At 46.9% G+C, this 20,889-nt stretch carries 15 protein-coding genes; 6 read left to right on the top strand and 9 right to left on the bottom strand.

Going from position 1 to position 20,889, the window contains the following annotated elements:
- Positions 1-15: 15 nt before the first annotated feature.
- Together EMM73_RS08430 and EMM73_RS20190 are read left to right on the top strand one after the other, a co-directional pair.
- A complete protein-coding gene (locus EMM73_RS08430) occupies positions 16-2,484 on the top strand; it encodes a glycoside hydrolase family 88 protein (RefSeq protein WP_127685998.1) in 2,469 nt (822 codons plus the stop codon).
- A 4-nt stretch (positions 2,485-2,488) separates the two neighbouring features.
- Positions 2,489-4,183, top strand: coding sequence for a pectinesterase family protein (locus EMM73_RS20190; RefSeq protein WP_222422633.1), 1,695 nt, complete (start codon positions 2,489-2,491; stop codon positions 4,181-4,183).
- On the opposite strand, the gene EMM73_RS08415 is transcribed toward EMM73_RS20190, so the two are convergent.
- The gene (locus EMM73_RS08415) at positions 4,180-5,367 is read right to left on the bottom strand and encodes a winged helix-turn-helix domain-containing protein (RefSeq protein ID WP_127685997.1); all 1,188 of its coding nucleotides are present in this window, start codon (positions 5,365-5,367) and stop codon (positions 4,180-4,182) included. The genes EMM73_RS20190 and EMM73_RS08415 overlap by 4 nt on opposite strands.
- 3 nt (positions 5,368-5,370) lie before the next feature.
- Positions 5,371-6,099, bottom strand: a complete 729-nt coding sequence (locus tag EMM73_RS08410) for a tRNA1(Val) (adenine(37)-N6)-methyltransferase (RefSeq protein WP_261373362.1) — start codon at positions 6,097-6,099, stop codon at positions 5,371-5,373.
- Positions 6,100-6,211: 112 nt separating this feature from the next.
- Between EMM73_RS08410 and srmB the strand changes: the two genes are divergently transcribed.
- The gene (srmB, locus tag EMM73_RS08405) at positions 6,212-7,471 is read left to right on the top strand and encodes an ATP-dependent RNA helicase SrmB (RefSeq protein WP_261373361.1); all 1,260 of its coding nucleotides are present in this window, start codon (positions 6,212-6,214) and stop codon (positions 7,469-7,471) included.
- A 91-nt stretch (positions 7,472-7,562) separates the two neighbouring features.
- On the opposite strand, the gene EMM73_RS08400 is transcribed toward srmB, so the two are convergent.
- The 3 genes from EMM73_RS08400 to yaaA form a co-directional block, all read right to left on the bottom strand.
- A complete protein-coding gene (locus EMM73_RS08400; protein ID WP_127685995.1) occupies positions 7,563-9,815 on the bottom strand; it encodes a carbohydrate binding family 9 domain-containing protein in 2,253 nt (750 codons plus the stop codon).
- Between the two features lie 109 nt (positions 9,816-9,924).
- A complete protein-coding gene (locus EMM73_RS08395; protein WP_127685994.1) occupies positions 9,925-11,223 on the bottom strand; it encodes an inosine/guanosine kinase in 1,299 nt (432 codons plus the stop codon).
- A 120-nt stretch (positions 11,224-11,343) separates the two neighbouring features.
- Positions 11,344-12,123, bottom strand: a complete 780-nt coding sequence (gene yaaA, locus EMM73_RS08390) for a peroxide stress protein YaaA (protein WP_127685993.1) — start codon at positions 12,121-12,123, stop codon at positions 11,344-11,346.
- Between the two features lie 295 nt (positions 12,124-12,418).
- Here yaaA and tal point away from each other — a divergent pair, with 295 nt between their 5' ends.
- From tal to EMM73_RS08375, 3 genes are all read left to right on the top strand, one after another.
- Entirely contained in the window at positions 12,419-13,375 is a 957-nt protein-coding gene (gene tal, locus EMM73_RS08385; RefSeq protein WP_127685992.1) for a transaldolase, read from the top strand.
- 82 nt (positions 13,376-13,457) lie between these two features.
- Complete coding sequence (pgi, locus tag EMM73_RS08380; RefSeq protein ID WP_222422632.1) at positions 13,458-15,086, top strand: glucose-6-phosphate isomerase; 1,629 nt, start codon at positions 13,458-13,460, stop codon at positions 15,084-15,086.
- 120 nt (positions 15,087-15,206) lie between these two features.
- Positions 15,207-15,383 carry a DUF3545 family protein gene (locus tag EMM73_RS08375; RefSeq protein ID WP_008897291.1) on the top strand — a complete coding sequence of 59 codons (177 nt, stop codon included), beginning with the start codon at positions 15,207-15,209 and terminating at the stop codon, positions 15,381-15,383.
- A 101-nt stretch (positions 15,384-15,484) separates the two neighbouring features.
- On the opposite strand, the gene ung is transcribed toward EMM73_RS08375, so the two are convergent.
- From ung to thrA, 4 genes are read right to left on the bottom strand one after another with little or no spacing between them, the layout of a single operon-like run.
- Positions 15,485-16,147, bottom strand: a complete 663-nt coding sequence (gene ung / locus EMM73_RS08370; protein WP_127685991.1) for a uracil-DNA glycosylase — start codon at positions 16,145-16,147, stop codon at positions 15,485-15,487.
- 3 nt (positions 16,148-16,150) lie between these two features.
- Positions 16,151-17,440, bottom strand: a complete 1,290-nt coding sequence (gene thrC / locus EMM73_RS08365) for a threonine synthase (protein ID WP_127685990.1) — start codon at positions 17,438-17,440, stop codon at positions 16,151-16,153.
- Between the two features lie 9 nt (positions 17,441-17,449).
- Complete coding sequence (thrB, locus tag EMM73_RS08360; protein ID WP_127685989.1) at positions 17,450-18,382, bottom strand: homoserine kinase; 933 nt, start codon at positions 18,380-18,382, stop codon at positions 17,450-17,452.
- A 1-nt stretch (position 18,383) separates the two neighbouring features.
- The gene (gene thrA, locus EMM73_RS08355; RefSeq protein ID WP_127685988.1) at positions 18,384-20,843 is read right to left on the bottom strand and encodes a bifunctional aspartate kinase/homoserine dehydrogenase I; all 2,460 of its coding nucleotides are present in this window, start codon (positions 20,841-20,843) and stop codon (positions 18,384-18,386) included.
- Positions 20,844-20,889 lie beyond the last annotated feature (46 nt).

Here is a 20,889-nt window from a genome sequence, read left to right as displayed (position 1 = left end):
CAACAGGTATTAGCCGTGACTTCGATCTTTAAAAACCCACTGCTGCTCTCCAGCCTCAGCTTAAGTTTTTTAGCCGCCTGTGGCCAACCAGCACCAGCACCGGAACAACAGGCAGTGCTTGCTCAGCCAGCCACCACCACAGCTGTCGCCAGCTTAAGCATTCATAACCCTTCTGATTTCGCCAGAGTGCAAGAGGCCATCTATGTTTCTGCTGCAGATTTAGGTTTAACCGAAAGCTCGGTACAGAATTCAGCTTTTATTGCCACAGGTCCAAAAGGCCAAACGCCATCACAGTGGATTGACCTTAATGCCGATGGTCAAAAAGATACCTTACTCATCAGCCCTACTCTGAATGCAGGTGAAACCTTAGCACTGCAGATCACGGCAGGCACAGCCACAGAGCTGCCGAAACAAACGCAAGCCGAAATTTCGCAAAAAACCGGCGGACAGTGGCAAGAGAAAAAATATGTGGGTGGTCATTTTGAGAATGTCAGTAGTCTGACACCTCCACCTCAGTACACAGATCACAGTGAATTTATTCGTTACGAAGGCCCCGGTATTGAATCCGATAAAGTAGCGTACCGAATTTATCTCGACTGGCGTAATGGCTTTGATATTTTTGGCAATAAAACAGGTAAACCAGTATTAGATCAAATAGGGGTAGACGGTTACCAGTCTTACCACGAACCAGCGGACTGGGGCATGGACGTGCTTAAAGTTGGTAAAGCTGTGGGTGCCGGTGGTTTTGGCTATTGGGACGGCAGTCAAGTAGAGCGAGTCTCCAAGTTAGACGGTCATACTGTTAATATTATCGAAAATGGGCCTTTGTATTCAGCTTTAACCATAGACTATAAAAACTGGCAAATTGCCGGGAAAACTCTGGATATCAGAGCACATTTGTCGATGACAGCGGGCAGCCGTTTGCTGCAAAATCGCCTGACTTTAAGCCAGCCACTGGATAATCTGGCGCTTGGCATAGTAAAACTTCCAGATACTAAGTTGTTAACAGGCACGCTGGAAAGTAGTGGCCATACCTATACTTACCTCGCTACTTATGGCAAACAAAGTCTGGATGGCGCCAATTTGGGCATGGCGATTTTATTTAAACGCGGCAAGCTCAAAGAGTTAACCACAGACGAACATAACCACGTGGCCGTAATGAGTGTGTCAGGCCAGTATCTGGACTACTACCTGTTAGGTGCCTGGCAACATGAACTGAATGGCATCAGCAACGAACAGCAGTTTGTAGAATATTTGCAGCAGGAAGTGGAACGTTTAACTTTAACCCCACGCTTAAGATTAAAAACAGAATTCACCAACACACAAGTCAATCAGCCTCTGACCAGCGAACGGGCTTTATACTGGACCCGACAATTAGCCAACTCCGATCTAAATCGTCAGGCAGGCCAATACTATTGGGGGGGGTGGGATACCGAGCGTGACCGACCTGTCAGCTTTGAATACACCACAGGCTTATTGGTGCAGGCTTTTGATGATTTAAATAAATACGCCGCAGATCCGGCCTATCAGGCCGTTGTCAGTAAAATGGCAGATACCTTTGTCACCGAAGACGGCAGCATTCACAGCTATAACGCCAGCAAATTCAATATCGATAGCATCAATAGTGGCAACGTACTACTGCGCGTATTTGAACAAACCAAAGAGCCTAAATACCAACTGGCTGTTCAAGCCTTGCGCGAACAATTAAAACATCACCCCAAAACCTCAAATGGCGCTTTCTGGCATAAAAAAATTTACCCGCATCAGTTGTGGTTAGATGGAGTTTATATGGGCATGCCGTTTTTGGCCTATTACAGCAGTCTGTTTGAACAAGGCGCCAGCTTGGAGCAGGTGGTGCACGAGTTTGAAGTCACCCGTGAGCAGTTGCGTGACGACAAAACCGGCCTGTATTTCCATGCCTGGGATGAATCCAAACAAATGGACTGGGCCGATAAAGAAACAGGTCGTTCCGCTTACTTCTGGGGCCGAGCTGTGGGTTGGCTGAGTATGGCGCTGGTGGACGTGCTGGATTATATACCAGCGGATAACACCGAATTACGTCAGCCGTTGCTGACTATGGTGACTGAGCTGGCCGCTGATTTAGCAAGGTTTCAGGATGCTGAAACAGGCGTTTGGTACCATATTATGGATAAAGCCGGTGAACGTGGTAACTATCTGGAGTCGAGCGGCAGCAGCATGTTCGTGTATTTTTATGCCAAAGCCATCAATAAAGGCTATTTACCGAAAGAGCAGTATCTGGATATTAGTAAAAAAGCCTGGCAAGGCCTGCTCAATGAATTTGTGCTGGTGCATCCGGATGGCAGTGTCAGCCTGACCAACATGGTACAAGTTGCAGGTTTAGGTGCTGGCCGTGATGGCAGCTATCACTATTACATGAGTGAACCTATCTACCGCAACGACAGCAAGGGCACAGGGCCTTTTATTATGGCTGGTGTGCAAATGTCTCAGCTATTAAAAGACTAAAGCTATGACAGCTCTATTCAAACTGCTGAGCGCACTGGCGCTCAGCGTTTTATGCCTGAACCTGCATGCCAGTGAGCAACCACTGCGCTTGCAGGTTGCTTTAGATGGCTCAGCGCCTTTTCGCTCTGTGCAGCAGGCGCTGGATGCTTTACCCGCCACCAAGCAATGGGCCTTAATTGAAATTGGCCCAGGTATTTATAAAGAAAAACTCTATCTGACACGCGACAAAGTAGTGCTGGCGGGTAGCGGCAAAGCCAGTACCACTATTGAATTCGCCGAACTTCGTAAAAACCATTTAAAACAGCAACCGGATGACTGGGGTTCTGCTGTGGTGAATATCAAAGCCTCAGATATAGTGCTGTTAGATTTAACCGTATTTAACAGCTACGGCGCTTTGCATGGCGATCATGACCATCAGTTTGCTATTCGGGGTTTTGAGCAGGCCAGTCGCATTATCACCGACCAATGTCGTGTCATTGCAGGTGGCGCCGACAGCTTGAGCCTGTGGCACAAGCAAGGCCTGTATTACCATAGCAACTGTTACTTTGAAGGCCATGTCGATTATGTCTGTCCACGCGGCACAGCCTGGATCACCCAGAGTCAGTTTTATAGCCAGGCCACATCAGCGTCACTCTGGCATGATGGCGAACTGGACAAAAATGCGAAGTTAGTGGTCACAGACTCTGGTTTCTCTGGTATTCAGGGGTTTTTACTCGGCCGCCGTCATTATGATGCTCAGTTTTACCTAAAGAATAATAACTACTCCCCCCTGATGGCAGACCAGCCGATATTCCGCAAAACCTATCCGGATGAACCCAGCCGCGACAGAGCTAACTTATGGGGTGAACGCAGCTACTTTGACGGTTCCAGCGGTGCCAATTACGGCTGGTTGCAAAACAATTGGCCCAAAGGTACTCCAGGCATAAGCGCTGATTGGGTTTATCAGGGCCAGTGGCAACCAGAACAGCTGTTAAAAACAATCCGCAGCTGGTTAAAAGCCAAAACCCATACTCCGCCAGCCAGACTCTATCTGGTGGGCGATTCCACTATGTCGGATAAAACCAATCTGGCCTATCCGGAGCGCGGTTGGGGCCAGTTACTGCCTGACTTTCTGTTGCCACAATTGCAAGTGATTAACTTAGCAGCCAATGGCCGCAGCACCTTACGCTTTTTAAACGAAGGCCGCTGGCAAATGCTGCTCGATGAATTACAAGCTGGTGATTATGTGCTGATCCAATTTGGTCATAACGATCAAAAGCAAGACGACCCGAAACGATACGCTGAAGTGAATACGCGTTACCCGGAGCTGCTGCAGCAGTTTATCCGCGAGGTCAAAGCCAAAGCTGCAATTCCACTACTTGCTAGTTCTATCTGCAGACGGAATTTTAAAGGTAACACTTTAGAGCGGGATTTAGCCGCTTATGCAGCTCAGGCCAAACAGCAAGCCGAATTAGCTCAGATCGACTTCTTTGATTTGCAGCAGCAAAGCTGTGATTTATGGCAAGACTTAGGCCCTGCTGGCAGTCAGCCGTATTTTATTCAGGTGCCTGCTGGCTTGTATCAGAAGTTTCCTGATGGAAAAACCGATAACACCCATTTGTCGGTGCAAGGGGCTTCGAGAGTTGCTCAGCTATTTGTACTTGAGCTTCAGAGACAACAGCATCCGCTAGCGACCTATGTTTACCGAACTAAGCTTTAACACATAAACCAGTCACGGTTTCTGGCACTGGTTTTTACCAGTTGCCAGCTTTCGCAGCTATTAAAACGGGCATAGCCAACTACAGCTTTGGTCAAAGCCGCTTTTAATGCGTCCGTCAGTTTTATCTGCTCATCCAGCACTAAATGCTGCAGCAATAAGGTTTTGCTGGCTCTGTCAGCTTTGACATCCACCTGGCCGATAAACAGGTCTTTATACAAGATGGGCAAGCTGTAATAGCCAATCTGGCGCTTGGCCGCTGGTACATAAACTTCAATCTGGTAATCAAAGTTAAACAGCTGCTTTAATCGGTCACGCTGGATCACTAAGTTATCAAAAGGCGACAGCAACCAGACTTTATTCGGCACTTTTGCGGCTAATTTGTCAGTAAGCACTAACTGGGGCCTGTAATACCAGACTTTCCCATTCAACATAAAACTCTGCAGCCTGCCCTGCTCCAGTTGCTGTTGTAATTGGCTCTTCAGAACGGCTTGCATATTTTTCCGCAAATAACCTATCTGCTGTACTGTGGCCACAGCCTGACTTCGTAGACAACTATCTATTAAATAATCGGCAAACTCGGCCTCTGTAGGCGGCACCTGCGCGCCATGATCAGGCCAAACCCGTTCTGCCAGATCATAGACCTTCTGGAATTTATCTCTTTTGGCCACCATTAGCTTGCCTTGCATAAACAACTGCTCCAGTGCCTGCTTGGCCGGTTGCCAGTCCCACCAGGCCCCATTTTTTTGGCCTGACTTGATTGAATCAGTGACAAAGTCACTGGCTTTCAGTGGCCCTTCGGCTGCCACCCGCGCCAGTACTTCGTTCATCAGTTGTTGCTCGGGGTTAAACCAGTGGTTGTTGCCGTTTTGCAGCAACAGCTTACGCTGCAAACTAAAGCGATAATCTTCGGCGGGTAAAAATGCCGCGGCATGTGACCAGTATTCAAAACTTTGTTTTTGCTCCAGCGCTTTATCCAACATGGACGGCTGATAGTTTTTCACTCTGTTGTAGAGCACATGATGGTGGGCTCGTTCCACTACGTAGATCGAATCAAGCTGTACATAACTAATTTGCTGTAACACCTCAGCTACAGCAGATTTTCCCTGGGCTGGCTTGAGCAAGCCTTGCTGTTGCAATAGCCACTGACGCAACTCTTTGGGGCTAAAAGGACAAGCAGCGGACATGGCTTAAAACCTCAGGTAAAAATCTGCCAGCAAAGTCTGGTAAGCTTCACTGTAATGGCCCGGGCTTTGCTGGATCAAGAGTTCTGTCTGCTCAACCTGGCAGGATACGGCACTGGTACTAAATTCAAGCAGCTGCAATTTAGCCTTTTTATCTGCTGTAGTTCTCACCAAACAACGTCGTTGCAAAGCCCAGCCTGCCTGTTCTGCTACAGAGATAAAATCTGCTTCAGCAGGCAACACTAAACAAAAATGTGCATCAGCTGTAGCAAGCTTTTTGGCAACAAAGGCCAAATCAGTAAAAGCCAAGCTATCGGTATGGCGGGCCTGGTGCCGCTTCGGATCTGAAGCGGCTAAACTCTGCTGAAAATAAGGTGGATTGCTGATAATCAGCTCAAATCCATGCTCTGGTTGGTTATCCGTCGCTGCATAGGTTAGAATATCGGCCTGAATGACGTGGATTTGTGCTGCCCAACGACTGGCCGCTACATTATCCTGTGCCTGTAAGGCCGCATCCTGGTCCAGCTCGACTGCATATACCAATGGGTTCAGCCCTGATTTTTGCATTCGCTGCGCCAGCATCAGAGACAAAATGCCACTGCCTGCGCCTATATCCAGTGCTGTGCCAGCCTTGGGTAAAGTTGCCCAGGCGCCCAACAGGAAGGCGTCCGTGCCGACTTTCATCGCACAGCGGTCGTGGCCAACAAAAAACTCTTTACACCGAAAGCCGCTCACCACTGTCCTTACTTACTAAGGTCAAAAGAGTGGCAGTGTATAAGAAGCTGTTTTGTGTGTCAGTACAGAACATCATCTTATTTAATGTGATCTAATAGAAGGTACTAACAGCGTGAGCGAAATTAACACTGCACAGGAAAAAATGACCTTTGCTGAGTTTCAACTGGATGAAAGCTTAGAAAAAACCCTGAGTAAAGCTGGTTTTAAAGAAGCGACCAGCATTCAGAAACTGGCTATTCCTGTGGCTTTGGAAGGCCGCGACATACTGGCCAGTGCGCCTACGGGCACAGGCAAAACACTAGCGTTTTTATTGCCAGCTATTCAGTACCTGCTGGATTTTCCGCGCCGTGACCCGGGTTTTGCCCGTGTCTTGATCATGACGCCGACCCGTGAGCTGGCCTATCAGATTTTTGAACAGGTGCAACAGCTGATTATGCTGACCGACCTGCACGCTGGTGTAATTACTGGCGGTATCAACTACGGTAGCCATAAAGAAACTTTAGAAAAAAACAACGATATTCTAGTGGCGACACCAGGTCGTTTAATTGAGTATCTGGATAACGAAAGTTTCCATGCCGACGAAGTGGAAGTACTGATCCTCGACGAAGCCGACCGTATGCTGGATATGGGTTTTGTCGGTGAAATGAACCGCATTATTCTGGAAGCTAAACGTCGTCGTCAGACCATGCTGTTTTCCGCTACTTTGGATGGTAATGGCGTCAACAAGTTTTCAGAGCGCGCTTTACGTGAGCCAGTGCTGGTTGAAGCTACGCCGCCACGTCGTGAAAAAGCCAAAATTCTGCAGTGGATGCACGCAGCTGACGATGCCGAACATAAGCTAGCGCTGCTGATTCATATTCTGAAACAAGAAGATGTCAGCAAAGTCATCGTCTTTGTGAAGACCCGTGAGCGTTTAGCCACCCTAACAGGCCAGCTTGAAGCAGCAGGTTTAAAATGCTGCTGGTTGCAGGGCGAAATGGCGCAGGACAAACGTCAGTTGGCTTTAGCCCGCTTCAGTAACAACCAGGTGCGTATTCTGGTGGCGACCGACATAGCAGCCCGTGGTCTGGATATCGACGATATCACTCATGTAATTAACTACGATATGCCGCGTACTGCCGATGTCTATGTACACCGTATTGGCCGTACCGGCCGCGCTGGTAAAAAAGGTACTGCCATTTCGTTAGTGGAAGCTCATGATATTGGCGTAGTAGGGAAAGTAGAGCGTTATACAGAGCAGCCGTTAAAGCGTCGCTTTATTGAAGGTATGCGCCCTAAACACAAAGAAGCCAAAGCGCCGACTAAACAGAAAAAACCTAAAACAGCAGCCAAGAAAAAGGCGCTGAAAAAAGCAGCAAGGGCCAAAGGTTAATTCTTCATTCTGACACTACAGATTTCGCTGTGCTTTACAGTAGTTCAAGCACGGCGAAATCTGCTTAGGTCCCTAACACTCTGCTCAGCTATTACAGCAACCAGGCATAGCTAAATTTCATAAAGACTGAACGTTGATCGCGTTCAAGGCTATTTAGTTCATCATCCTGATACGCATTGTCACTGTAGCCTGCAAAAAACAAAGTCTGTGGATTTAGCTTATAGGAATACAGTAACTGACTGCCCAAGCTACGTTCTAGCTGCTGTTCAAGCCCCGGATTATTCAGCGGGTTTTGCACAATGTCGCTGTAGATCAGCGTCAGGCGTAACATACTGCGCACAGAAAACTGATAGCTAAAGCGCAGGTCGGTCAGATTGGCGGTAAAAACTTCAGCACCATCGGCCTCTAAATATCTGTAGGTATGACGCACTTCAATATGCAAATGAGTACTGGCATTCCAGCTGACTTCAGGCGATACCTGCAGTAAATCCCCCAGCCTGTTATTGCGGTAATCTATGGCATCACCCAGCTCGATTTCCGTATTGGCATAAAGTGCTGGCAAAGGCCTGAATTCAGCAAAAGTACTAAAACGCTTTTCATGAAACATCAGCGTATTACCATCAATAGCCAGGGAGTTGTTATTCAAGCGTGGGCCTGTTTTATCTCTGTCGGTCAGACCAAAAGAGAAGAAACTTTGTTGTGGTCCCCATAACTCTAAAAATAGCTCTGCTTCTTTTTCCAATAGCTCGTTATTGGCGTTATGACTGATATCCCAGTCGCCGCTTAAGATAGCCCTGTTCCACCAGCTGCTGTCAGAAAACCATTGATAGCCCAAACCCTGCACTAACTTAGTAAAGTCGGTTTGTGGCATATACCCCATATCAGCCCGAAAGTCTTTTTCCAGCGCCAGATATTCGGTATTCCAAAACCAGGCACCATCATCATGTTCATACATCAAAAAATAAGCCGGGGCTGATAAATCATCCGCTAAACGCAAACCAGCTTCGGACTCACCAAAGCGTTGGCGTAATGGCTCCGAATAAGCAGAGTCAGAATATAAATACTGCAGTACCAGCTCATCTTGCTCAGTGATTTTATACTTCAGATCCAGACCTGATAAGTTATTGTGATAGCTGTCACTCTGCCGCAAGCTGCTGATCCAGCCCAAAGATACATCTGCATTTAGATCGTAACGATATCGAAGCACGGCGTTGGTACTTTCCTCGTCCAATACGGCGACGTCAGAACCAAGATTGCCAGGTACGATAAAAGTGGTTTTTTCATCATTGGCGGCAAAAAAAGCAAAGGAGTGTTGCTGTTGTTTGCCCGTCAACTTAGCACCAATATCAGGTGCACCAATATTACGGGTGTAAACTAAATCCAGCGGTGAGCTGAAGTAGTCCTGGTTATCAAGGAAAAAAGCCCGTTTTTCGTCAAAAAATAACGAGAAGGTATCATTCATCGACACTTGCGCTACATCGGCTTCGACCTGAGAAAAGTCAGGATTGATGGTCGCATTGAGGTTAATATCCGGTGTAATACCCCATTTTAAATCCAGACTGGCTTCGGTATTAGGCTCTGTTTGCCAGGCTGTTTTTGCATCTGCTGTTACATCCCGCTGCTGGCTTGCGCCAGTGACTAAAGACGGCACTACACTAAAATGGCTACCTTGTTTGACGCCGGAAAAGCCTGTGGCGACGCGCATTTGGCAGATCCAGCAGGGATTAGCCCGCTCTATTTTATTGCTGGATAAACGGTGCCTGATATCTCTTGGGTAAAACCGCAACAGTTCAATACGCCACTGCTGCACAGCTAGCTTATCGTTGAAGTTTAAGATCCGCAGCGGGATAGCAATCTCCACCTGATAGCCATCAGGGGTAAGCTTGCCAACGCTTTGCCAAATACCGTCCCATGCATCACTTTCGCTGCCTGTCACTTCATTTTCAATAGAGTCTTGCTGCACACCCAAAGGGTTACTAAAGAACTGATAAGCCAGTTTTTGATCATTGTAACTATCAATTTTGATACCAACCAAATCATCATCCCAAACACTGTCTCTGTCTTTTAAAAAGGCGCGGATTTGAGACGGATCAGGATCTTTGGCTTTAAAAGCCAGATAGAAATACTCGCCGTTTTCCATCAGCAACACTTCAGTTGCTACCGGAGCCGGGGTGTTTTCAGAGGGCCAGCTGTTGATCGTTATCTGTACTTTATTGGCTTGCGCCCAGGCAGCGTCAGATAAATCGCCATCAATACTAATACTGGCGGTGGTTTTAGGAATGTGAATATCAGCCAGAGCACTCACAGAAAACAGGGCAACCAACAGAAGAAACCAACGCAGCATTTACATTCCTTGTACAGCAAGAGAAAAAGTCCAGGGCACTATATAGAAAGACGCTGAAAATAAGAAGGCCGGGAATACCGGCCTTCAGTGCTGAATTTGTAACTGGCTGTTACCTGTCCCAGTAGCTCTCTTCCAGGGAGTCTTCTTTTTCCGGTAAGCCTTTAGACAAGCGTGGCGCATTTTGCACCAGAATGGCGTAACTAACGCGGTTAGCGTATTTACAGATCTGAGCAAAAGACGAATACGCCAGATAAGGCTGTTCGTGTTTACTGGACAGCGGCAATGTTTGACGATGGAAATGATTCGCCGCTATATCATGCAAAATAGCAGCTAAAGCACCATCGCCTGCACCATTGGTATTTTTAATCCGCTCAGGCCCACCTAAATAAGGGTCTATATGCGAGTAGACTTTCACTGGCTGCTGGCAGTCTTTTTTCTGCATAGGACGGCTGAACTCAAACTCGTTGTAATCCGCTAAAGCACCGGATTTAATCGGATTCGTAGTTTCACGTTTGGCAGATGAGTCTGTGTAACCACATAAATACAAGCCCTCTGGGCCTGCAGTTAATAGCACCATATCAACATAATCCAAAGCTGCTTCTGCTGCGAGCAATGGATCGGAAAAACCAGTTAAAGCTTCAGCTTCCAGTTCATTCATCGCCAGCACATTGACATACTGCGCCAGAGTTTGCTGAATCAGCTCCCTGTGCTCTTCAACTAAATGTTTAGTGCCTAAGCTCATCACGACAGGCACATCCGCAGCTTTAGCATCGGACAACATTTTCACCATGGCCTGCTGGATCGGCTGATCGGTGGCGCGCAGCGGATAAGCGCTGACCACAATGGCTGCGGCTTTAGAAATAATATCCGTAGGAATATAAGCTGCTGTCAGCTCGTCCATGTCGCCCGGATCTATCACAAAAGTACGTTCGCCATCAGGCGTAATCATGGTAATACCACGGCCTATATCACCAGCTACGCCTTGCAGATGGTTCATATCCACTTTGCTGCTGGTATGGCATAAGTAGTGATAGGCTGGAGAACCTAGTTGAATATTGGCTGACATCACACCCAATAACACGGATTTATCATCAGCCAGTACAGAGTAGTTATGCACTGTATTGCCGATAGTGCCGCCAGCAAAGTGATCAGAAATAGCATTGGAGCCAACCAGTTCCTGATAAATCAGGTCAGCTTTGCCATGCTCCACTAAGTTGGATAACCCTTTGCCTATGCCGTACTTTTCCAGGAATTCATCACTGACGTTGGCAATCACATCCACTATGGTTTGGTCCAAACCCACAATATAAGTATCCAGCTCAGGCCGTACTTCGTAGCTGGGTAAAGTCAGCTTAGGCTGAGACACAGGAAAATAATGTTTAAGTTTACGACGACCAGGGAATTTCATAGGGCAACACTCGGATCAATAGAGCCGCGCATTTTAGCAAAAGCCAATTAAAAAAGCGCAACAAAAAGCCGCAGTTTTCTGCGGCTTTTCTGGCTTACTTCGCCTAAAAACGGCGAAGTATTAATTTTGTTGTTGCATCCGTGTAAAAACTAAGGTATCAGCGTTGGATTCGGAGCTGCTGAACTGGTAACCGGCACTGCTAAATTGCTTTAAGCCATCCACCTGATCTATCTGGTGCTCAATGACATAACGCGCCATCAGACCACGGGCTTTTTTAGCAAAAAAGCTGATGATTTTATACTGACCATTTTTGAAGTCTTTGAATTCCACATTCAGTACTTTGGCGTTCAGCGCTTTTTTATCCACGGCTTTAAAGTATTCCTGCGAGGCTAAGTTCAGTAGCATCTGTGAATTTAACTGTTCCAGCTGTTGATTCAGTTCAGTACTGATACGATCACCCCAGAACTGATATAAATTTTTACCACGGCCATTTTCTAACGAAGTGCCCATTTCCAGACGGTAAGGCTGCATCAGATCCAAAGGCCGTAATACTCCATACAAACCACTTAAAATACGTAAGTGTTGTTGGGCATAATCGATCTCCTGCTGTTTCAGACTGGACGCTTGTAAGCCCTGATACACATCGCCATTAAAAGCAAACAACGCCTGCCGGGCATTTTCCGGTGTAAAAGGTGTGGACCACTCTGCAAACCGTGCTGCATTCAGGCCAGCCAGTTTGTCACTGATATGCATCAGACTGGATAACTGAGCTGGAGTCAGATCGCGACAATAAGTCATCAATTCAAGGCTTTGATCAAGCAAAGCAGGCTGGCTAAAAGCAGTGACTGATAACGGGCTCTGGTAATCTAAATCTTTGGCGGGTGATATCACCATCAACATGGGTTTTAGTTTCCTGTACAACGAATTGATACAACTATATCAAATTAAATGCTTTAGCTCGACAACAACACTCAATACGGACGCGGCTTTGACATGGTTTTTACTTTTTTTCATGCTAAGCTCGGGTTAACATAAAAGCTTTATGCTGTATGAGAAAGAACCGCAAAATAAACAGAATTCCGGATGCTGGAAACTTGCCACAAAAGCCTGTTTTTGTGTTGTAATTTTCCTACATTTATTTAGTATTAAGCCCCACATCACTGACTTGTGATCAAAAAAATGGTAATAAAACAATATGAGCACTTTACTTGAACAGCTAAAAGCAGTGACTACGGTTGTGGTCGACAGTGGTGACTTAGGCGCCATTGAACAATTCCGCCCTGTAGACGCGACAACAAACCCCTCTTTATTACTAAACGCCAGTCAGCTGGAATTTTCTAAGCCATTATTAGCTCAGGCCGTAGCTTATGCTAAAAGCAAAAGCTCAGATCTGGCGACTCAGGTTAGCATAGCCAGCGATAAATTTGCGGTCGATATCGGCTCTCAGATCAGTAAGTTAGTACCAGGTCGCGTGTCGACTGAAGTGGATGCCCGGTTATCTTTTGATACTCAAGCCAGCATTGATAAAGCGCTGCAGTTGGTGGCTTTATATGAAGAAAATGGTATCAGCAAAGATCGTATTTTGATCAAGATAGCCTCCACCTGGGAAGGTATTCAGGCAGCACGCCATCTTGAGCAACAAGGTATTCAGTGTAACCTGACTCTGCTGTTCCATATGGCACAAGCACGTGCTTGCGCTGAAGCCGGCATCTTCTTAATTTCTCCTTTTGTTGGCCGTATTCTGGACTGGTACAAAGCCAACACCAAACAAGACTACACAGCAGAAACCGATCCAGGTGTTGTGTCAGTGCGTGAGATTTATCGTTACTTTAAAACTTATGGCCATAAAACCGTAGTGATGGGTGCAAGCTTCCGCAATATCGGCGAAGTTTTAGCTTTAGCAGGTTGTGACCGTTTAACCATCAGCCCAGGCTTATTGGAAGAACTTAGTCAGCAACAAGGCACTTTGACTGTGCATCTGCAGGATACTGGCGCTACCGCCAAAGAAACTGCGGCTTTAACTGAAGCAGAATTCCGCTGGGCGCTGAACGAAGATGCAATGGCTACCGAAAAATTGTCGGAAGGTATTCGTAAATTTGCCGTTGACCAACGCAAGCTGGAAACTTTAATTCAGGCGCAGTTACAGGCTTAATTACCAGCCCAATCAAAGGCTTAATTAAAGATCTAAATACAGGCTTAACTTTAATCACCATCGGATCACTACAGGAGTTTATATGATGTCGTCTGCACTCTGGGCAGAGTTAAAACAGCTCGCGCAACAGCCTTTATCCTTGCGTCAAGAGTTTGCTGCAGATCCAACACGGGCTGAGAAACTCCAGGTCAATGCCTGTGGTATTCACCTGGATTTTTCCAAAAACCTGATCACAGATGGCATCTGGCAAAAGCTGTTGGAGCTGGCAAAACAAAGCCAGATCCACAGCAAAACTCAGCAGATGCTAAGTGGCGACAAAATAAACAATACTGAACAACGTGCCGTTTGGCATATGGCGTTACGTGCAGATGCAACAACTCCGCTAGTGCTAGATGGTGTTGATTTACAACCTGAAATTCAGGCCTGCCACGCACAGATGGCAGAACTGATTGGCCAGTTGCATCAAGGCAGCTACAAAGGCTATCAGGGCGATGCTATTACCGATCTGATCTGGATTGGTATTGGTGGCTCTTTGCTTGGCCCACAAATGGCCTGTGAAGCTTTAGCACCTTTTAACCAAAGCCCGGTGCGTATTCACTTTGCCGGTAATATAGATGGTGCAGTCGTCTCTGATGTGGTGAAAGCTTTGAACCCAGCAACAACCTTGGTGTTCGTTGCCTCTAAATCTTTTGGCACTGAAGAAACCAAACAAAACGCTTTGGCTGTGCGTCAGTGGTTCATTGACAAAGGCGCAGATAAAGCCGCCATAGCTCAGCATTTTTGGGCGACCTCGTCCAATATCAAAGCTGCAGCGGAGTTTGGCATAGTGGCTGAACATATTCTGCCGATGTGGGATTGGGTAGGTGGTCGATATTCGTTATGGTCTGCCATCGGCTTCCCGGTCGCATTGCAGTTGGGTATGGAGCAATTCCAACAACTGCTCAAGGGCGCGCGCGACATGGATCAGCATTTTATCAATGCGCCACTTGAGCAAAATATGCCTGTCATTTTAGCTTTGCTTGGTGTCTGGTATATCAATGCCAAAGGTTGTCAGGCGCAAGCCTTACTGCCGTACAGCCATTATTTACGTTTCCTGCCCTCTTACGTACAGCAGCTGGATATGGAAAGTAATGGTAAAGGGGTGGATCTTGATGGCAAGCCATTAACAGATGCGACAGCTCCTGTCATTTGGGGAGATGCAGGCACCAATGGCCAGCATGCCTACCACCAGTTATTGCATCAAAGTGTATTAGCTGTGCCTTCAGATTTTATTCTGCCGGCCAAAGTCAGTCATGAGCTCAAAGATCATCACCACAGGTTAGCGGCACACTGTTTTGCTCAAACCCAGGCATTGATGCAAGGCAAAACCTTTGAAGAAGCTAAAGCAGAAGTACTGGCAAGCGGAGCTTCTGAAGCTGAAGCCAGTGCTTTGGCACCACACAAAGTATCCCCGGGCAATAAACCAAGTAATACCTTACTACTGCCAGAATTGTCGCCTTATTACCTGGGAGCCCTGATCGCACTCTATGAGCAGAAAGTGTTTTGCCAAGGCGTGCTTTGGAATATCAACTCTTTTGATCAATGGGGCGTAGAGCTGGGTAAACAGCTATCTACGCCGATTTATCAGGTGTTGTCGGAGCAAAAGCTTAATAGCTTCGATGGCTCGACAGAAGCTTTGATTGCACACTTTAAACAGTTAACCTCGAACTAGCCCAGAGACTGAACGAAAAACATTCATTTTTCGTTCATATTTGTGTCAAAGAGTTATTTTATTTTTAGACAAAGTGTGGTACTAATTTGTTGAAAATAACAACAACTCAGAGGGGCAACCATGGAAAGCTTCGAAGATTTACTGAATATGTTGGAGCGACCTGCTACAAAGAGCCGCGCAGTAAAACGTAAGTGGCGGGAAATTGAAGCAGTGAAAGAACGCCAGCGCTTAAAACGAGAACTAGAAGACATAGATTGGACCATAGAACCTGAGTTAGTTGATATAGAATTAAGTTAAATGAAGCCCCGACAGCAATGTCGGGGCTTTTTATTTGGCTGTAATTCAGGCTCTGAAGAAACCGTCGAGGCGGGGTTTATCCCAGCCCGCACTATCGCTATTTATACTTGCCAACAGATTGGTGTTTTACCCTGCTGCTGCAATAACTCATTTGCCTTTGCAAAGTGACCACAGCCTAAAAAGCCGCGGTGCGCTGACAAAGGTGATGGATGAGGTGCAGTCAGAATATGGTGTTTCGTTTTATCGATTAGCTGTGATTTTTTAATCGCATGACTACCCCATAACAGAAATACTATACCTTCTGCATGAGCACTGATAGCTCGTATCACCTGATCAGTAAACTGCTCCCAACCTAAGTGACGGTGTGAGTTGGCTTCATTCGCCACCACAGTTAATGCGGTATTGAGTAATAACACGCCCTGCTGTGCCCAGCTTTCCAGGCAGCCATGCTTTGGGGTCTGAAAATCAACATATTCCTGCGCCAGCTCTTTGTAGATATTGCGCAGCGAAGGCGGGATAGCCACTCCTGCAGGCACTGAGAAACTTAAACCATGCGCCTGATTCGGGCCATGATAAGGGTCCTGCCCTATCACTACTACTTTCATCTCTGCAAAAGGCGTTAACTTAAAAGCATTAAAGACCAGGGATTCAGGTGGATAAATCACCTGGCCTGCAGCGCGTTGTTGCTTTAAGTAATCCATAGTTTGCAGAAAATAGGGCTGATTTTTTTCAGCCCCAATCACGTCTTGCCAGTTTAAAGACACAGTTTATTGATCCAGAGTCAGTAAGAATTGGCGTAATTGTACAAAATCCGGCGCCATATCTGCACTTAAACTTGTCTCTGATGCCACAGCAGCTAACTCAGGTGGCAAAGCTATAGGACTACCAAGGATATTTTCGACCTGCTCCTTAAATTTAGCCGGATGAGCAGTGCCTAAGAAAATACCAAATTCGCCATGCTGCAAGCTGCGCTTTAAGGCTTTATAAGCAATAGCAGCATGAGGCTCACTGACATAACCTAAATGTGCCAGTTGACGCATCGATACCTGAGTATCCTCCTCATCCACCATCACAGCTTCTAAGTCGTCGCGGGAAATCTTGCCTTGCGCCAATAAAGCTTCGACTCGTGGCCAGTTATTCGGCGCACTCACATCCATCGCATTGGATAAAGTCGGAATAGTTTTATGTGGCGTCCACTGACCGTCTTTCCAGTAACGTGGCACTGTGTCATTTAAGTTGGTGGCAGCTATCATGCGCTTGATAGGCAAACCTAATACTTTGGCAATTAGACCAGCGGTCAGGTTACCGAAGTTACCACTAGGCACAGCAATGACGATTTGATCTCTTTTGTCTTTAGGTACCTGAGCTACAGCTTCGAAGTAGTAACAGATTTGTGCAAATAAACGACTGATATTAATAGAGTTCGCTGAATTGATATTCAACTGTTTCACTAAGTCTCTATCGTTAAAGACCTCTTTGACCAGCGCCTGACAATGATCAAAGTCTGCTTCTACGGCTAAGGTATGAATGTTATGACCTAAAGTGGTAAACAGCTTTTCCTGCAAGGGGCTGATTTTGCCTTTAGGAAATAAAATCACCACATCCACACCAGCCTGCTGATAAAAAGCATGGGCGACAGCTGCACCAGTATCACCGGAAGTTGCTGTGACAATGGTGGTTTTGCTGACGTTTTGTAGCTTCTGCGCCTGAATTAACGCCTGCGCCATAAAACGGCCACCAAAATCTTTAAAGGCTAAAGTGGGGCCGTGGAACAACTCTAAACAGGCCACATCTTCTGTCACTTGAGCTAAAGGGGCCGGAAACTGAAAAGCATTGCTCACCATCTGATGAATTTGGGAAGCCGACAGCTCGTCACCTATCAAAGCGTGCAGCACTTTGGCGCTGCGCTCAACAAAAGGCAGTTCCAACAGAGCATCAATATCCAGACTTGGCCATTGGGTAGGGAAAAATAGGCCCTGCTGTTCACCCAGACCAATACGTACCGCATCTAAAAAACTCACTTGCTGTGAAGCTACTTTGGTATTAGTTAATTGCATCTTTACATCCTACAGCGCTCGTGCGCCTTGTCTCGACAGACGACACACAGTAGTGATGGCATCTGAGTTTTTAGCATAATGCTGTTGTAAATAATCAGCGGCAAATTTGGCCTGAACATCGTTTTGACAGACCGCAAAAATAGTAGGGCCAGCGCCAGAGATACCGACATGCCCTATACCCTGAGCCGTTAACTGTTCGCGTATAGGCAAAAGTTCAGGCATCAGATGCTGACGGGCCGGTTCAGCGACCAGATCCTGCAAAGCAGCAAAAGCTTCAGCTTCATCCCAGGCATACAAAGCACTGATAAAACGGCTCAACATGCCGGCAAAAGCTATGCTGTGCTTCAGCGTCAGTTGTTGCGGCAACACTGCTCTTGCTTCTTTGGTCGACAGTACAGTGCCTGGGTAACAAAGCACCACCTGCCAATGCTCAAACCAGGGCAAAGTGCGGCATAACAATGGGCTGTCAGGCAACATCAACAATAAACCACCGTAGAATGAAGGAGCTACGTTATCGTAATGCACAGAACCGCTGACCCCACCTTCCAGCTGCGCCATCAGCTGCAGCAACTGGTAGTCATCCAAAGGTTTACCGAAATAGTCATTAAAGGCATAACAGGCAACTACTATTGAACAGGCGCTGGAACCTAAGCCACTGCCTACAGGCAGATTCTTTACCAGCTCCAGCTGCAATCGGGGCAAAGTACGACCGATTTTTTGTTCAAAAGCGTAAAAGCACTTCAGCACTAAATTATCGTCAGTCTGTTGCGGTAACTGATGCACATAACGGCCAGACAGCGTTAAGCTGTTTTCTGCCTGTTCGCCATGAATACGCAAAACGTCACCAAACAAAGAGCCATCTACAGGCTCAAAAGCCGCACCTAATAAATCAAATCCAACAGAAAAATTCCCTGTGGACGCAGGCGCAAAATACGACTTCATATTACATCTCCTGCTGCCAGGACAAAGTCCGCATTACATCACTGAACACACCAGCTGCGGTAACAGCAGCACCGGCGCCATAACCACGCAATACAAAAGGAATAGGCTGGTAATAACGGGTATGAATTGCCAGCGCATTTTCACCGTCTTTCACTTTCGCCAGCGGATGATCCAAATCCAGTGCTTTGATAGCCACTTTGCAACGGCCTTCGCTGATTTCGCCTATATAACGCAGCACCTGACCTTTAGTTTTGGCCTCTGCAATACGCAAAGCAAAAGCTTGATCAAGCTGCGGTAATTGCTGCATAAAACTTGGCACATCTGTGCCGGGCGCAAAATCAGCTGGCAGCACACCTTCGACTTCAACATCAGCTAAATCCAACATCAAACCAGATTCACGCGCCATAATCAGTAACTTACGGGCTACATCCATACCGGATAAATCATCCCGAGGGTCAGGCTCAGTAAAACCCAATTCACGGGCTTTAGTTGTGACTTCAGACAGAGACTGCCCCTGCTCCAGTAAGCCAAAAATGTAGGATAAAGAACCGGATAAAATCCCTTCAAATGCCATCAGTTCGTCACCGGCATTAAACAAGCCCTGCAAGGTATCAATGACGGGTAAACCAGCACCAACAGTGGTCTCATACAAGAAACGACGCCTGTGCTGCTGTGCAACCTGACGCAGTTGGTGGTAATAATCCAGCGAACCTGTATTGGCCTTTTTGTTTGGCGTGACTACATGGAAACCGGCTTTTAAGAAATCGACATATAAATTCGCTACAGGCTCTGCGCTACTGCAGTCAATCAATACCGGGTTAGTCAAATGCTGCTCTTGTACAAAACGACTTAAATCCGCTACTGAAAACTGGCCTTTTGCCTGCTGCATTTGCTGCTGCCACTGACTTAACTCTATGCCCTTTTCATCCAGCAATAAAGTTTTGGAATTGGCAATACCATAGACCTTCAGCTTGACGTTGCGCTGCTGCAAAAACTCTTGCTGACGCTGGAACTGAGCCAGCAACTCGCTACCGACTACACCGCAACCGACCAGAAACACATCTATGCTGGGGATATGACTAAAGAAGTTCTCATGGCATACCTTCACAGCGTTCTGACAGGCTTTTTGTTCAACCACAGCTGAGATAGAACGTTCACTGCTGTCCTGCGCTATAGCCACCACGTTGACCCTGGCTTGTGCCAAGGACGCAAAAAACTTAGCTGCCACACCACGGTGCTGGCGCATGCCATCCCCCACCAGACTGACTATCGCCATATCGGATAAAATTTGCAGCGGACGTAATAACTTACCTTGCAGCTCCAGTTCAAATTCAGCCTCAAGTGCTTTTTTCGCTGCAGCTAAATCCAGCTGCGCCACGCAGAAGCTGATGCTGAATTCTGAAGAGGACTGAGTGATTAAACTAACAGACACCTGTTCACGCGCCATAGTGGCAAAAACACGGGAGGCCATACCAACCACACCTTTGAGGCCTGGGCCAGAGACAGTGATCAGCGCCAGATGTTCGAGGCTGGAAATGCCTTTAACCAACGAATCACCGTTATTATTTGCATCAATACAAGTGCCAGGCGCAGACGGATTTAAGGTATTTTTGATGTAACAAGGAATTTGAAAACGAGCTAAAGGACCAATAGTTTTTGGATGCAGCACTTTGGCACCAAAGTAGGACAACTCCATAGCTTCGTCATAGGATAAATGATCAATCAGTTTGGCTTGTTTCACCTGGCGTGGATCAGCACTGTAGACACCATCCACATCAGTCCATATTTCACAAACCGAAGCTCTGACTGCAGCAGCGACAATGGCAGCTGAATAGTCAGAACCATTGCGGCCTAATAAGCACAGCTCGCCCTGCGCATTACTCGAGACAAAACCGGCCATCACGTAAACCTGCGCCGATTGCTTAGCTAAAGCTGCGGCAAAACTTTGTTCAGAAGCTGGAATATCAGCCACAGCATTTAAGTAATCGCCCTGACTTTTGACTAAAGCCACAGAATCCAGCAGCACCACATTGACCTGACGGGATTTAAACAAAGCCGTCATCAGACAGACGCTAAACTGCTCACCCATACCAAGGATCTGCGCTTTGATATGATCAGGGCAATAGCTCAATAAACTAATACCGTGTAAACGTTCAACCAGTTTGTGTTCCTGCTCTTCTGCAAGCAGTTGCACAGCTTTTAACTGCTCGGCATTTACCCTAAGCGCCGCCTCCGCTACCAACTGCGCCAGACGCTGCTTCCACTGCTGTAACAACGGCTGATAATCAGAGCCTAAAAAAGCTAAATCTGTTAACTCTACCAACAAGTTAGTGACTCCTTGTGGGGCGGATAACACCAGACCCACAGGCTGACTGCCAATTTGTTGCTGCACTATATCCGCTACCTCGAGGAAGCGGGTTACCGACGCCAGAGACGAACCACCAAACTTAAGCACCCTCATGTTTTACTCCTTGCTAAACGAAAAAGGCCCGTGACGGGGAGGTCAC

This window comes from Rheinheimera sediminis (assembly GCF_004005375.1).
In the GTDB taxonomy this organism is placed as follows: Bacteria; Pseudomonadota; Gammaproteobacteria; order Enterobacterales; family Alteromonadaceae; genus Pararheinheimera.
The sequence above is the reverse complement of the archived record's forward strand: the minus strand, read 5'-3'. Positions and strand labels throughout refer to the sequence as shown.

Excerpts from the sequence above, each read along its gene's own strand:
- EMM73_RS20190 (WP_222422633.1), top strand. The coding sequence starts at position 2,489 with ATGACAGCTCTATTCAAACTGCTGAGCGCACTGGCGCTCAGCGTTTTA.
- EMM73_RS08415 (WP_127685997.1), bottom strand. The coding sequence starts at position 5,367 with ATGTCCGCTGCTTGTCCTTTTAGCCCCAAAGAGTTGCGTCAGTGGCTA.
- EMM73_RS08400 (WP_127685995.1), bottom strand. The coding sequence starts at position 9,815 with ATGCTGCGTTGGTTTCTTCTGTTGGTTGCCCTGTTTTCTGTGAGTGCT.
- EMM73_RS08395 (WP_127685994.1), bottom strand. The coding sequence starts at position 11,223 with ATGAAATTCCCTGGTCGTCGTAAACTTAAACATTATTTTCCTGTGTCT.
- yaaA (WP_127685993.1), bottom strand. The coding sequence starts at position 12,123 with ATGTTGATGGTGATATCACCCGCCAAAGATTTAGATTACCAGAGCCCG.
- tal (WP_127685992.1), top strand. The coding sequence starts at position 12,419 with ATGAGCACTTTACTTGAACAGCTAAAAGCAGTGACTACGGTTGTGGTC.
- pgi (WP_222422632.1), top strand. The coding sequence starts at position 13,458 with ATGATGTCGTCTGCACTCTGGGCAGAGTTAAAACAGCTCGCGCAACAG.
- EMM73_RS08375 (WP_008897291.1), top strand. The coding sequence starts at position 15,207 with ATGGAAAGCTTCGAAGATTTACTGAATATGTTGGAGCGACCTGCTACA.
- thrC (WP_127685990.1), bottom strand. The coding sequence starts at position 17,440 with ATGCAATTAACTAATACCAAAGTAGCTTCACAGCAAGTGAGTTTTTTA.
- thrB (WP_127685989.1), bottom strand. The coding sequence starts at position 18,382 with ATGAAGTCGTATTTTGCGCCTGCGTCCACAGGGAATTTTTCTGTTGGA.
- thrA (WP_127685988.1), bottom strand. The coding sequence starts at position 20,843 with ATGAGGGTGCTTAAGTTTGGTGGTTCGTCTCTGGCGTCGGTAACCCGC.